The following is a 12809-nucleotide window of genomic DNA, read 5'->3' on the forward strand; positions in this document are numbered from 1 at the left end:
GGCGCCGCGTTTTTTTTGTGCCCGGCCTTGGTGCCGCTGCGCTCGCCGGGCACGGCCCGGCGCTACCTTCGGGCCTGCCGGTAGCACCGGGCCATGCCCGGCGGCCACTCACCCCAGTAGCGCCGGGCCATGCCCGGCGGCCACCCACCGCAGTAGCGCCGGGCCATGCCCGGCGGCCACCCACCGCAGTAGCGCCGGGCCATGCCCGGCGGCCGTTGTGGTTCAGCGCAGCGCCTTCTGCAACGTTTCGGCGTTGCCATCGTTGGGCGCGGCCGGCACCTGCAGCAGATGGGCCAGCAGCGGGTAGACATCGACGTTGTCGAAGCCATCGATCACCAGCCCCTGCTGGAACGAGGGGCCGCGCGCCACGAACACCGCGCGCATCGACGGCAGGGCATTGTCATAGCCGTGCGAACCACGATCCTGGTGGTCGCGCTTGGCGATCCGCTCGGCGTGCAGTGCGTCCCAGCCTTCATCCATCTGGCAGACGATGGGCGGCACGCGCGGGTGCGAACCGTACTGCCAGCGCGCCGGCAGCGATTCCTTCTTCCAGCATTCGTAGTGCGCGTGGCGGCCCAGCAGGGCGCGCTCGGCCTGTGCCTCGCGGCCGGCCACCGGCGCGAAACCGACCGACTGGCCCTGGCTGACGTTGCGCGCGATGGAGGGATCAACCATCGATTCGGTGGACACCACATGGCCTTCGGCCACACCGGCCATGCCGTGGTCGGAGACCACGATGACGTTGGTGCTGGCTGCCAGCCCGCTGGCATCCAGGCCATCAAGCACCTGGCCGATGATCTGGTCGGCCTGCATGATCGCATCGCGGTACTCGGCCGAATCGGGGCCATGGTTGTGGCCGGCCTTGTCGACGTTTTCCATGTACAGCGTGGTCAGCCGCGGCGCATCGGCATCGGTCTGCGCCAGCCATTCCAGCACGGTGCGCGCGCGCTGCTGCAGCGGTTCCTTGCTGTTGTAGACCTGCCACTGGCTGGGGCGGGTGCCATCAATCTCGGCCTCGCTGCCCGGCCACGACGTGGTCGCGGTACGCACGCCCACTTTCTCGGCCCCGACCCAGATCGGTTCGCCGCCCCACCAGGCGCTGTTGGTCACCGCATCGCGGTCGCCCAGGCTGAAGCGGCCGAGCTGTGCATCGTCCATGCTGTTGTTGACGATGCCGTGGTGGTCCGGGCGCAGGCCGGTGACGATGGTGTAGTGGTTGGGGAAGGTGAGCGACGGATAGGACGGGGTCATCCAGCGCGCACGCACGCCGGTATCGATGATGCGCTGCAGGTTCGGGGTGATCCCCCGGTCCAGCGCATCGGCGCGCAGGCCATCGATGGAAACCAGCAGCAGTTTCGGCGGCGGCGCGTCGGCGCGCGCGACCGGCGCGGACGAAGAAGGCGTGGTCGTGCAGGCCGCCAGGGGCAGCAGCAATGCCAGCGAGCAGGTCAGGCGTACGGAAGTCATCCGGCAATCATAAGCTGCAGCAATGACGTGCCCAAGACACGGCGCGCGAAAGCGCGTGTCGAGCAAGGTGGACATCTACCAACAGCCGCACGTCCCAGTAGATCCACGCCATGCGTGGATGAATTCATTCGATATCCGACAGATGTGCCGACCAACGGTCGGCACCCACCAACAGCGGCCCGCCAACCCACAGAATGCCGCTCTGGCTTTTGACGTTGACGTTGCATTGAGCGGGTGCAGGGCGCAGCCCTGCCGGAAAACCCACCCCTCAGGCAAACAGCGGTGCCTGCCGCTGCTCCAGCCGCAACAGTGCAGCCTTGGTCTCCAGCCCGCCGCCAAACCCGGTCAGCGCGCCGTTGCTGCCAATCACGCGATGGCACGGCAGGATGATCGGCAACGGATTGCGCCCATTCGCCGCGCCCACCGCACGCGTTGCCGTCGGCTGGCCCAGATGCTGCGCCAGCTGCAGGTAGCTCCAGGTCTGCCCGAACGGGATCAGCGCCAGCGCATGCCACACCCGCAGCTGGAACGGCGTGCCGTGCGGCGCCAGCTGCAGATCGAAGGTGCTGCGCTCGCCGTGCAGGAACTGCAGCAGCTGCGCGCGTGCCTCCGGCAACGCGCCCGGTGCGTACCGCCAGTCGCCACGGCCACGTGCCGGGTGGCGGTTTTCAGGGAACAGCACATGGGCCAGGCCATGCTCGTCACCGGCGATGGTCAGCTCGCCGATAGGGCTGTCGAAACGATCGAACAACAAGGTCATGTCGGTTCTCCAACAAAAGTGCCGGACAGATGCCACAGGTGCAGCACTGCATAGGCCCGCCAGGGGCGCCATGGCTGCGAGCGCGCCTCGGTGGCACGTTCGCTCAGGCGCTTGCCCTGGGCGTGGCCCAGTACCTGCTGCAGCACCAGATCGCCGGCGGGGAATGCATCGGGCTGGCCCAGCCCGCGCAGCGCGATGTACTGCGCCGTCCACGGGCCGATGCCGGGCAGGGCCACGCAGCGGGCCACGAAATCGTCCAGGGCCTGGCCCGGGCCGAAGTCCAGTTCGCCGCTGGCGCACGCCGCGGCCAGGGCACGCACGGTGGCTGCGCGGGTACGCGGCAGGCCGATGGATTCCAGCGGCGCGTCGGCCAGTACCTCCGGTGCCGGGAACTGGCGGTCGAACTCGGCCGGCATGCCCGGCAGGTGCGCACCCCACGCATCCACCAGGCGGCGCGCGAACGTGGTGGCAGCGGCGACGGTCACCTGCTGGCCCAGCACTGCGCGCACGGCCACTTCAAAACCATCCCAGCCGCCCGGCACGCGCAGGCCTGGCCGTTCGGCGATGCCGCGTGCCAGCAGCGGCTCTTCGGCCAGTGCAGCGTGCACCTGCTGCAGGTCCGCATCCAGATCGAACACGCGGCGCACGCGGCGCACGATGTCCGGAATCAGCCGTGGATCGACCGCGCCCAGCTGCAGGCGCAGTTCGGGACGCTTCGGGTCCGCGGTGACCCGCAGCAGGGTGGGGCGCTCGGGCGTGCCCAGCACCCGCTGGTAGCTGTCTTCGCCGATCAGTTCGATGCCCGGCAGGCTGCGCTTGCGCAGGAAGGCGAGCATGCGCGGGAAATCCAGCGGCGGGCGGTAGCCCAGGCGCAGCACCAGGCTGCCGTCATCGGCTGCCGACGGGGCATGCTGGCGGCGCAGCGCGGTCGGCGCCATGCCGCAGCCCTGCAGGAAGGCGGTGTTGAAGCGGCGCAGGCTGTTGTAGCCGGCGGCCAGCGCAACGTCGGTCACCGGCAGGGTGGTTTCGGTCAACAGCTGCTTGGCCAGCAGCAGGCGATGGGTGGCATGGATCTGCCCCGGCGTGGCGCCCAGGTGGTCCACGAACAGGCGTTGCAACTGGCGTGCGCTCAGGCCGAGCTTCGCGGCCAGCTCGGCCACGGCCTGTTCCTGCAGGTAGCCGGCGTGGATGAGTGCCAGCGCGCGCTGCACGGTCTGCCCGGCCAGCGCCTGCTGCGCCTGCGGTGCCAGCTCCGGGCGGCAGCGCAGGCATGGCCGGTAGCCCGCGGCGGCAGCCGCAGCGGCCGTGGGGTAGTAGGTGATGTTGCGCGGCTTCGGCGGCGGTGCGGGGCAGACCGGGCGGCAATAGATGCCGGTGCTGCGCACGGCGGTGAAGAACACACCGTCGAAGCGCGCGTCACGGGCCAGGCGGGCACGGTCGCAGGCGGCGGGGTCGAGGGTGGGGGCGGTGTCCATGGCGCCAGTCTAGGGCGGGGCGGGGGCAGATACTCGCCGGATTCGGACATGGATGTTGGAGGGGTTGTTGGCAGGGCTTGCAGCCCTGCACCCGCAGCGTCAACGTCAACGTCAACGTCCAAGTCAAAAGCTGGCGATCCGTGGGATGGCGGGGCGGTGTGGGCTGGCAGGACACGCCGTAAACCCGTCCATGGGGGCTCGATGGCGCCATCCATGGCGCCAACGGTCCTGCCAGCCCACACCGCCCCACCTCTGACAGTTGGTCGCTGCCGTTGGTAGGTGTCGACCTTGGTCGACACGCTTCTGCTCTGCTGTTGGTGGGTGACGACCGTTGGTCGGCACGCTCTTGCTCTGCTGTCGGTAGGTGTCGACCGTTGGTCGACACGCTTTCCCCAGGGTCAGAAGGGGTTCAGTGGCGCGCGCTGAATACGTGCCGGGGACGGGTAGACTGGGGGCCTCGTTTCCATGAAAACCGGTTGCCCGATGTCCGTCAGATTCCGCTGGTTGCCCCTGTTGTGCCTGGCCCTGGCGGGCTGCAGCCAGCTGGAGAACCCTGGCAACGTGACCGCCGCCGACAAGGCGACGCGGGCGCCGGCCAGTGATGGCGAGAACATGGTCTCCATCAATGCGGCCGATGCACCGCCGCCGCCGGTGGCGCCGCCACGCAGCCGTGCCGATCGGCCGTGGCCGCAGGCCCAGCTGGAGAACGGCAAGGCCTGGGTCAGCTGTGGCACCGACTATGCCGCTGACGGCGGCGATGGCATCGAACTGGAAGGCCTGCAGCGCGAGCAGGTCCAGCAGGCCCTGCAGCCCTGCGTCGAGCGCGGGCTGCTGCGCGTGCGTTACCAGGGCAAGATCAACCCCGGTTTCGCCGAAATGATGTGGCGGCTGGCCGTGGTGGCCGACGCGCTGAAGATCCACAAGCGCATCCTCGATCTGGATTCCAGTGGTGGCCAGGTCGAATCGGCCATCGTGGCCGGCGACAGCATCGGTGAGTCGGGCTGGACCATCTGGGTGCGCGAGGGCTCCATCTGCCACAGCGCGTGTGTGTTCGTGCTGGCTGCGGGCGACAACCGGCTGCTGTCGGGCAAGGTCGGCATCCACCGGATGATGCGCATCAGCTCCAAGGCCACCTCGCGCGCCGAGCTCAACCGCGAGCTGCACGAGGTCTACGACAACGTGAAGGATTACCTGCAGCGCAACGGCGTTGCGGTGGGCGTGGCCGACCTGATGATGACCGTGCCCAACCGCAGCCTGCGCCTGCTCACCCCCGACGAGCTGCGCCAGTACGGGCTGGACGGCACCAATGCAGTGCAGGACGACCTTGAGCGGATCAAGCAGATGCGCGCCTGCGGCGATGATTTCGTGCAGCGCAAGGATGCCTTCCTGGTGGCCTTCGACCAGCAGTGCAAGCGCGAGGGCGCGGACATGGAATCGATCAACAGCTGCGGCCAGGCACTGAAGCAGCGCTTCGGTTTCCCCGATGAGGTGTGCCCGGAAGAAAGCCCGCTCTCGGAAATCGACGTGGCGACGATGCCGCCGGCGCCGCCGGAGAAGCCGCCGGTGGCCGAGCAGCCGGCGGGCGAGGGTGCCGCACCGGCCGCGCAGGGCGATGCCGCGACGGTGGAAGCCAGCGCACCCGCGCGCTGACAGCGTACTCACCGGGCTGAAGTAGACTGCGGTTCTTACCCTTGAACCGGCGGTGTCCATGAATCGCGTGCGTTTGCCGAAGTTCCTGCTGTTGTCCCTGCTGCCGATGACCGCGCTGGCGCAGGCCCCCGCGCCGGCTACGCCCGCGCCGGCTCCGGCGCGCCCGGCACCTGCTGCAGCGGCAGCCGCCAAGCCGGCCACGGCTGCGCCGGTCCTCACCGCTGCGCAGCAGGCACAGGTGCAGAAGCAGGATGCCGACATGAGCGCTGCGGCACTGATGGCTGCGCAACTGGTCGACAGCAACCGTGCCGGCGAGTTGTGGGATGGTGCGTCGGCCGTGGCCCGCCGCGCGGTGCCCAAGGCGGCGTTCGTCAGCCAGCTTGCGGCCGACCGCACGCGCCTGGGCACGATGAACGGTCGCGGCCAACCCACCATCACCCGGGTCAAGTACGCCGCCGGCGCTGCGGTGCCGGAGGGGCTGTACATCAATGTCAGCTTCCCGACCCGCTTCGCCAACAGCACGCAGCCGGTGCGCGAACTGGTGTCGTTCCGCTTCGACGAAGACCAGACCTGGCGCCTGGCCGGTTACAGCCTGCGCGCGTCCGCGCCCTGACGGAGAACCTCGATGGCCACCGAGCTGACACTGCTGGCGTGGGCGATGCTGCTGGGCTTCGTGCACATCTTCGCGGCATCGGCCGTGGTCACGCGCGAGCGCGGGATGAAGTGGAACGCGTCGGCGCGCGATGCGCCCGACGTGCCACTGAGCCCGCTGGCGGGAAGGCTGAAACGGGCGCAGGCCAATTTCTTCGAGACGTTCCCGTTCTTCGCCGCCGCCGCGATCGCGGTGGTGGTGGCCGGGCGCAGCACGGATACCACGGTGCTGGCGGCGCAGGTCTATTTCTGGGCGCGCGTGGTCTACCTGCCGCTGTATGCCGCCGGCGTGCCTTACGTGCGCAGCCTGGTCTGGGTGGTCTCGATCGTGGCGGTGCTCAAGCTGGTGTTCGCACTGCTGTGATACGCACGCGGGCCTGATCCAGATCAAGGCCAGTCATGCGCCTGGCGCTATGCTGGGCGCGACTGGATCAACGGCAGGAGGCGCGGATGCGCAGGATGGACGTAGTGGTGGTCGGTGCCGGTCCGGCGGGCCTGTGCTTCGCGCGTGCGCTGGCCGGCAGTGGCCTGCAGGTCGGGCTGGTCGAGGTGCAGCCGCGGCAGGCGCTGGCGCAGGCCGCCTTCGACGGCCGCGAGATCGCCCTGACCCATGCCTCCCGGCAAAGCCTGGAACAGCTGGGTCTGTGGCAGCGCCTGCCCGACGCCGAGATTGCCGAGCTGCGCGATGCGCGGGTGATGAACGGCGGTTCGCCGTTCGCGCTGACCTTCGCCAGTGGCCAGATCGATGGCCAGCCGCTGGGCTGGCTGGTGCCCAACCACCTGATCCGCCGCGCGGCCTGGGAGGCGGTGCAGGGCCAGGAGGGGCTGGAACTGTTCGATGGGCGCAAGGTGCTGGCCGTGCAGGCCGACGCGCAGGGCCACGTGGTCAAGCTGGATGACGGCAGCGAGCTGCATGCCCGCCTGCTGGTCGCCGCCGACAGCCGTTTTTCCGCGACCCGCCGCATGCTCGGCATCGGTGCGCAGATGCGCGACTTCGGCAAGTCGATGCTGGTCTGCCGCATGCAGGTCGAGCGCGATCACCACCACACTGCGTGGGAGTGGTTCGGCTATGGCCGCACGATGGCGCTGCTGCCGCTCAACGAAGGCCAGGCGTCGGCGGTCATCACGTTGCCGCCGCGGCAGATCGAAGAACTGCTGGCGATGGACGAGGTGGGCTTCGGCGAGGCCATCACCGCGTGCTTCGAGCACCGCCTGGGGCAGATGCAGCCGGTGGCCACGCCGCAGGCCTATCCGCTGGTGGGGGTGTACGCACACCGCTTTGTCGGCGAGCGTTGTGCGCTGATCGGTGATGCCGCAGTGGGCATGCACCCGGTCACCGCGCATGGCTTCAACCTGGGCCTGGCCAGCGCACAGCGGTTGGCGCAGGGCATCCTGGCGCAGCAGCGGCGGGGCGCGGACATCGCCGCGGCCGGCATGCTGGCCAGCTACCAGCGCGGCCACCGGCTGGCGTCGCGGCCGCTGTACGAGGCCACCAACGCCATTGCCAGCCTGTACACCGACGACCGCCGGCCGGCACGCCTGCTGCGGGCGGCCGGGCTGCGGGTGGCGCAGGGCGTGGCGCCGTTCCGGCAGCTGATCGCCTCGCACCTGACCCAGCGGGTGGCCTGAACGGGCCTGGCCCCAGGCTCAGCCGGCGGCCAGCACGCGGATCTGGCTGTCGGCGAATTCAACCACCTGCCCTGCGCGGATCTTGCAGGCCTTGCGCAGCTCGACCTCGCCGTCGACCAGGACCTGGCCCTCGCTGATGACCATCTTGGCCTCGCCGCCGCTGGTGACCAGGTCGGCCAGCTTGAGCAGCTGCTTGAGCTCGACGTAGTCGCCGTCAAGGTCGAATTCGAGGATCTGCATGGTGTGGTGTCCTGGAGAGGGGGGCGGGAAGGGCGCGTATTGTGCGCCAGCGCGGCCCGGAAGGGGATGCGAATGGTTTCCTGTACGCATGGTTCAGGAAGAGTGCGGTATCATTCCGCTCTGAGTGAGTGAATTCTCCTCCGACCGAGCAGCGCCAGGGCACGCGATAAGAAGGGCGCCCAAAGCGCGGACCATCCCTTTTTTATCGCACTGCCATGCAGATGGCCGTGCCTTTGGAGTTCCCCATGTCCCAAGATTCCCAAGCGCAGCTGCAGTTCGCGCAGCTCGGCCTGTCCGAGCCCGTGATGCAGGCGGTCACCGCCATCGGCTACGAAACCCCGTCGCCGATCCAGGCTGCCACCATCCCGGCGATGCTGGAAGGCCGCGACGTGCTGGGCCAGGCCCAGACTGGTACCGGCAAGACCGCAGCGTTCGCACTGCCGGTACTGTCCAACATCGACCTGCAGCAGATCAAGCCCCAGGCCCTGATCCTGGCGCCGACCCGCGAGCTGGCCATTCAGGTCGCCGAGGCGTTCCAGTCCTATTCGTCGAAGATCCCGGGCTTCCGCGTGCTGCCGGTGTACGGCGGCCAGCCGTACGGCCAGCAGCTGTCGGCCCTGCGCCGCGGCGTGCATATCGTGGTCGGTACCCCCGGCCGCGTGATCGACCACCTGGACCGCAGCACCCTGGACCTGTCCGAGCTGAAGACCCTGGTGCTGGACGAAGCCGACGAAATGCTGCGCATGGGCTTCATCGACGACGTCGAAGCCGTGCTGAAGAAGCTGCCGGAGCAGCGCCAGGTGGCCCTGTTCTCGGCCACCATGCCGCCGCAGATCCGCCGCATCGCGCAGACCTACCTGCAGGATCCGGTCGAAGTCACCATCCAGGCCAAGACCACCACCTCGGCCAACATCCGCCAGCGTTACTGGTGGGTGAGCGGCATGCACAAGCTGGACGCGCTGACCCGCATCCTGGAAGTCGAGCCGTTCGACGCGATGATCATCTTCGCGCGTACCAAGGCCGGTACCGAGGAACTGGCCAGCAAGCTGCAGGCCCGTGGCCTGGCCGCTGCCGCCATCAACGGTGACATGCAGCAGGCCCAGCGTGAGCGCACCATCGCCATGCTGAAGGAAGGCAAGCTGGACATCCTGGTCGCCACCGACGTGGCTGCCCGTGGCCTGGACGTGGAGCGCATCAGCCACGTGCTGAACTACGACATCCCGTACGACACCGAAAGCTACGTGCACCGCATCGGCCGTACCGGCCGTGCCGGCCGCAGCGGCGAGGCGATCCTGTTCGCCACCCCGCGCGAGAAGGGCATGCTGCGCCAGATCGAGCGCGCCACCCGCCAGCCGATCGAAGAAATGCAGCTGCCGAGCGTGGAAGCGGTCAACGACACCCGCATCAACAAGTTCACCTCGCGCATCAGCGAAACCCTCGGTGCCGGTGGCCTGGACTTCTACCGCCAGCTGCTGGAACGCTTCGAGAGCGAGCAGAACGTGCCGGCCATCGAAGTGGCTGCTGCCCTGGCCAGGATGCTGCAGGGTGACACCCCGTTCCTGCTGCAGCCGCCGGTGCGTGCCCCGCGTGAAGAGCGTGCGCCGCGTGAGCGTTTCGATCGTGGCGACCGTCCGGAGCGCGGCGACCGCTTCGACCGCAACGAGCGTGGCCCGCGCTTCGAACGTGGCCCGCGCCGTGAAGACGGCGAGGGTGGCTTCGAGCAGCGCCCGCGCCGTGACGTTCCGCCGCGCGGTGCGCCGGAGCAGGGCATGGAGACCTACCGCATCTCGGTGGGCCACCAGCATGGCGTGAAGCCGGCCAACATCGTCGGCGCCATCGCCAACGAAGCCGGCCTGGAAAGCCGCTTCATCGGCCGCATCGACATCCACGACGACTTCTCGCTGCTGGACCTGCCGGCGCAGATGCCGTCGGACGTCCTGTCGCACCTGCAGAAGGTCTGGGTGTCCGGCCAGCAGCTGCAGATGCGTGCGCTGGCCCCGGGTGAAGACACCAACCCCGCCCCGCGTCCGTTCAAGCCGCGCTTCGACAAGCGTGGCCCGGGCGGTCCGGGTGGTCCGGGTGGCCCGCGTCGTGGTGGTCCGGGTGGCCCGGGCGGCCATGGTGGCGACCGCGGCGGTGACCGCGACAGCCGCCCGCCGCGTCGTGACGGCTTCAAGCCGCGCGGCCCGCGCAGCTACTGATCCCCAGTGATGTGACAGAACAACGCCAGCCTCAGGGCTGGCGTTGTTCGTTTCCGCTGCCCGAAACGGCAGCGGGGAAATTGAATCGGTTCAAACCCGCCCGCCCCCCGGACCGTCGCGCCCGGTTTCGCATGGTCCACACATCGCCGTCCATAGGCTGGCATAGTTGGACAAGGAGGCTGTCACGGCACATTCGGGGGGATCCGGGATGGGTAGAGGTGGCAAGGAGCAGCATCAGCACCGGGTGCCGATGACCCGTGGGCTGGGGCTGCGGTTCGCATTGTTGACGGGCATGGCGATCGGACTGGTCGGCCTGTCCGCCTTGATCCAGGAACTGCAGGCGGCGTCCACCGCCTGGATTGCGGGCCAGGGGCACTGGTCGCGCGGCCAGCAGGATGCCACCGCTGCGCTCAGCCGCTATCTGGCGCGGGGGTCGGCGCACGACCTGGAGGACGCCCGGCGTGCCCTGCAGGTGCCGCTGGGCGATCTGCATGCGCGGTTGGCGCTGGAGCAGCCGCAACCGGACGTGGTGCAGGCGCGCGAAGGTTTCCTGCGCGGCGGCAACGCGCGTTCGGATGTGTCGCGGCTGATCTTTTCCTTCCGCTACGCACGCGACCTCGGCGAGTTCCGCGAGGCCACCCGCCTGTGGCGGCAGACCGACGCGCACCTGCTGGCCATGCAGGCGTTGATTGAAGAACTGGAGAAGGTGCCGCCGGAAGCGCTGCAGCAGCCCAGCGTGCGCGACCGGTACATGCAGCGCGTGCACGACGTGGACCTGCAACTGCAGTCGCAGGCCGAAGCATTCTCCCAGGCCCTGCTGCGCATGGCGCATACGGTGCGCATTGCCACGCTGATCGTCGGCGGCTTCTCGGTGCTCGCCATCACCCTGATGGCGGTGGCCTTGGCGCGGCGCGTCGGCAAGGACCTGACCGAGCATGAGAGCCGATTCCGCGCTGCCTTCTACCAGGCCAACGTGGGCATGCTGAAACTCGATGCGGCCGGGCGGGTGATGGAGGCCAACCAGGCCATGGCGGACATCCTCGACTACCGGCGCGATGTGCTGCAGCAGATGGCCCTGGGCGACCTGCTGATGGAAGGCGAACTGGTGCTGGACGATGACGGGCGGATCAACTGGGACCGCCAGCTGCGGCCGGGCGAACTGCGTTTCCGCCGCCGCGACGGCAGCCTGGTCTGGGGCCGCTGGAGCGGCACCGGCGTGCGCAGCGCTGGCGGCCGGCTGTCGGTGTTTTCGATCATCGAGGATGTCAGCCAGAACCATGCGCTGGCCCGCGAGATCGAGCACCATGCCAGCCACGATCCGCTCACCGGCCTGATCAACCGCCGCGAGATCGAGCGGCTGCTGGAACGGGCGCTGCTGCAGGTGCGTTCCGAGGGCGGCACGCATGCGCTGTGCTACATCAACCTGGACCACTTCAAGCTGGTCAACGACAGCTTCGGCCACGCCGCCGGTGACCAGATGCTGCGCGGGTTCGCCGAATACCTGGTGGGCGCGGTACGCGATGGCGACTGGGTGGGGCGGCTGGGTGCGGACGAATTCGCGGTCTTCCTTGGCCGCGCCAGCCAGGACGAGGCCAAGCGCGTACTGCAGCGCCTGATCCGCAACCTGGGCCAGGCGACGTTCCCGATCAGCGAAGGCAGCCCGCAGTTGAGCTGCAGCATCGGCGTGGTGGAAGTGACTGCCGACGCACCGGACGTGAACTGGCTGATGAGCGCGGCCGACAGCGCCTGCTATGCCGCCAAGCAGGCCGGCCGCAACCGCGTCCACTGCTTCAACGAGGACCGCCTGGCGCTGGACGAACGCCGCCATGAAGCCGAGCGCCTGCAGCGGGTAAGCCGGGCGATGGCCGAGAACCGCATGCTGCTGTATGCCCAGCGCATCGCCAAGGTCGGCGATCCGGACTACCTGCATTACGAGGTGTTGGTGCGCATGCGCGATGCCGACGGTGCGCTGCATATGCCGGGGCAGTTCATGCCGGCGGTGGAGCGCTATGGCATGGCCGTGGCGCTGGATCGCCACGTGCTTGGCCTGCTGTTCCGCCACCTGCAGGTGTGCCCGGCGCACGTGCGCCAGCTGGGCCTGTGCAACGTCAACGTATCGGCGCAGTCGATCGCCGAGCCGAGCTTCCTGGCCTTCGTCTGCGACCTGCTGGAGCGCAACCGCGCGCTGGCGGCCAAGCTCTGCTTCGAAGTGACCGAGACGGCAGCGATCAGCAACCTGACCCAGGCGCGTGCGTTCATCGATGCGGTGAAGGCACGCGGCTGCCGCATGGCGCTGGATGACTTCGGCTCGGGCCTGTCCTCGTTCGGTTACCTGCGGCAGCTGCCGGCGGACATCCTGAAGATCGACGGTGCGTTCGTGCGTGACATGGACACCGACGCGGTGAGCCGGGCGACGGTGCGCGCGATCAGCGAGCTGGGTCGCGAGCTGCAGATGGAGGTGGTGGCCGAGTGGGTGGAGACGGCGGAGGTGGCGCAGACACTGGCCGACATGGGCGTGGATGGGCTGCAGGGCTACGCCATCGAGCGGCCGCAGCCGCTGGAGCGGTTGACGCTGGCCAACCAGCGGCCGGTGCGTCTGGTGGGCACCCCGGGCCCGCAGGGGTAGGGGGGGGGGCGGCAGGGCTTGCAGCCCTGCACCTGCGGTAGTGCCGGCCGCTGGCCGGCAACCTCAAGATCAAGGGCGGCATTCCGTGGGATGGCGGGGCGGTGTGGGTG

General features: G+C 69.0%; 10 protein-coding genes. 6 read left to right on the forward strand and 4 right to left on the reverse strand.

Translation table 11 applies throughout. The features are described from left to right. Nucleotides 1–222: 222 nt before the first annotated feature. From AC3WL7_RS20345 to AC3WL7_RS20355, 3 genes are all read right to left on the reverse strand, one after another. Nucleotides 223–1467, reverse strand: coding sequence for an alkaline phosphatase family protein (locus tag AC3WL7_RS20345; protein ID WP_492752787.1), 1245 nt, complete (start codon nucleotides 1465–1467; stop codon nucleotides 223–225). Nucleotides 1468–1735: 268 nt separating this feature from the next. Then, nucleotides 1736–2227 (reverse strand): methylated-DNA--[protein]-cysteine S-methyltransferase, encoded by a 492-nt coding sequence (locus tag AC3WL7_RS20350; protein WP_108746268.1) that lies wholly within the window; start codon nucleotides 2225–2227, stop codon nucleotides 1736–1738. Further along, nucleotides 2224–3702, reverse strand: a complete 1479-nt coding sequence (locus AC3WL7_RS20355; protein WP_313418537.1) for an AlkA N-terminal domain-containing protein — start codon at nucleotides 3700–3702, stop codon at nucleotides 2224–2226. Before AC3WL7_RS20355 ends, AC3WL7_RS20350 begins: the two co-directional genes overlap by 4 nt. A gap of 483 nt (nucleotides 3703–4185) precedes the next feature. On the opposite strand from AC3WL7_RS20355, the gene AC3WL7_RS20360 reads away from it, so the two are divergent. The 4 genes from AC3WL7_RS20360 (at nucleotide 4186) to ubiM (ending at nucleotide 7632) form a co-directional block, all read left to right on the forward strand. Then, nucleotides 4186–5352: a COG3904 family protein gene (locus AC3WL7_RS20360; protein WP_295521065.1), complete on the forward strand. Its 1167-nt coding sequence runs from the start codon at nucleotides 4186–4188 to the stop codon at nucleotides 5350–5352. Between the two features lie 58 nt (nucleotides 5353–5410). Further along, the gene (locus AC3WL7_RS20365; protein WP_492752790.1) at nucleotides 5411–5965 is read left to right on the forward strand and encodes a DUF4019 domain-containing protein; all 555 of its coding nucleotides are present in this window, start codon (nucleotides 5411–5413) and stop codon (nucleotides 5963–5965) included. Nucleotides 5966–5977: 12 nt separating this feature from the next. Then, the gene (locus tag AC3WL7_RS20370) at nucleotides 5978–6367 is read left to right on the forward strand and encodes an MAPEG family protein (protein WP_079221217.1); all 390 of its coding nucleotides are present in this window, start codon (nucleotides 5978–5980) and stop codon (nucleotides 6365–6367) included. Nucleotides 6368–6453: 86 nt separating this feature from the next. Further along, nucleotides 6454–7632 (forward strand): 5-demethoxyubiquinol-8 5-hydroxylase UbiM, encoded by a 1179-nt coding sequence (gene ubiM, locus AC3WL7_RS20375; RefSeq protein WP_492752792.1) that lies wholly within the window; start codon nucleotides 6454–6456, stop codon nucleotides 7630–7632. 18 nt (nucleotides 7633–7650) lie between these two features. On the opposite strand, the gene AC3WL7_RS20380 is transcribed toward ubiM, so the two are convergent. Then, nucleotides 7651–7872 (reverse strand): RNA-binding S4 domain-containing protein, encoded by a 222-nt coding sequence (locus AC3WL7_RS20380; protein WP_006426190.1) that lies wholly within the window; start codon nucleotides 7870–7872, stop codon nucleotides 7651–7653. Between the two features lie 245 nt (nucleotides 7873–8117). On the opposite strand from AC3WL7_RS20380, the gene AC3WL7_RS20385 reads away from it, so the two are divergent. Beyond that, nucleotides 8118–10073 (forward strand): DEAD/DEAH box helicase, encoded by a 1956-nt coding sequence (locus tag AC3WL7_RS20385; RefSeq protein ID WP_492752795.1) that lies wholly within the window; start codon nucleotides 8118–8120, stop codon nucleotides 10071–10073. 250 nt (nucleotides 10074–10323) lie between these two features. Next, nucleotides 10324–12699, forward strand: coding sequence for a putative bifunctional diguanylate cyclase/phosphodiesterase (locus AC3WL7_RS20390; protein WP_492752797.1), 2376 nt, complete (start codon nucleotides 10324–10326; stop codon nucleotides 12697–12699). Nucleotides 12700–12809 lie beyond the last annotated feature (110 nt).

It is taken from the genome of Stenotrophomonas sp. FW305-3-2-15-E-LB1 (genome assembly GCF_058787375.1).

What these genes read in the sequence shown, in the direction of transcription:
- ubiM (WP_492752792.1), top strand. Translation starts at nt 6,454, where the DNA reads ATGCGCAGGATGGACGTAGTGGTGGTCGGTGCCGGTCCGGCGGGCCTG.
- AC3WL7_RS20390 (WP_492752797.1), top strand. Translation starts at nt 10,324, where the DNA reads ATGACCCGTGGGCTGGGGCTGCGGTTCGCATTGTTGACGGGCATGGCG.
- AC3WL7_RS20370 (WP_079221217.1), top strand. Translation starts at nt 5,978, where the DNA reads ATGGCCACCGAGCTGACACTGCTGGCGTGGGCGATGCTGCTGGGCTTC.
- AC3WL7_RS20350 (WP_108746268.1), bottom strand. Translation starts at nt 2,227, where the DNA reads ATGACCTTGTTGTTCGATCGTTTCGACAGCCCTATCGGCGAGCTGACC.
- AC3WL7_RS20355 (WP_313418537.1), bottom strand. Translation starts at nt 3,702, where the DNA reads ATGGACACCGCCCCCACCCTCGACCCCGCCGCCTGCGACCGTGCCCGC.
- AC3WL7_RS20345 (WP_492752787.1), bottom strand. Translation starts at nt 1,467, where the DNA reads ATGACTTCCGTACGCCTGACCTGCTCGCTGGCATTGCTGCTGCCCCTG.
- AC3WL7_RS20360 (WP_295521065.1), top strand. Translation starts at nt 4,186, where the DNA reads ATGTCCGTCAGATTCCGCTGGTTGCCCCTGTTGTGCCTGGCCCTGGCG.
- AC3WL7_RS20365 (WP_492752790.1), top strand. Translation starts at nt 5,411, where the DNA reads ATGAATCGCGTGCGTTTGCCGAAGTTCCTGCTGTTGTCCCTGCTGCCG.
- AC3WL7_RS20380 (WP_006426190.1), bottom strand. Translation starts at nt 7,872, where the DNA reads ATGCAGATCCTCGAATTCGACCTTGACGGCGACTACGTCGAGCTCAAG.
- AC3WL7_RS20385 (WP_492752795.1), top strand. Translation starts at nt 8,118, where the DNA reads ATGTCCCAAGATTCCCAAGCGCAGCTGCAGTTCGCGCAGCTCGGCCTG.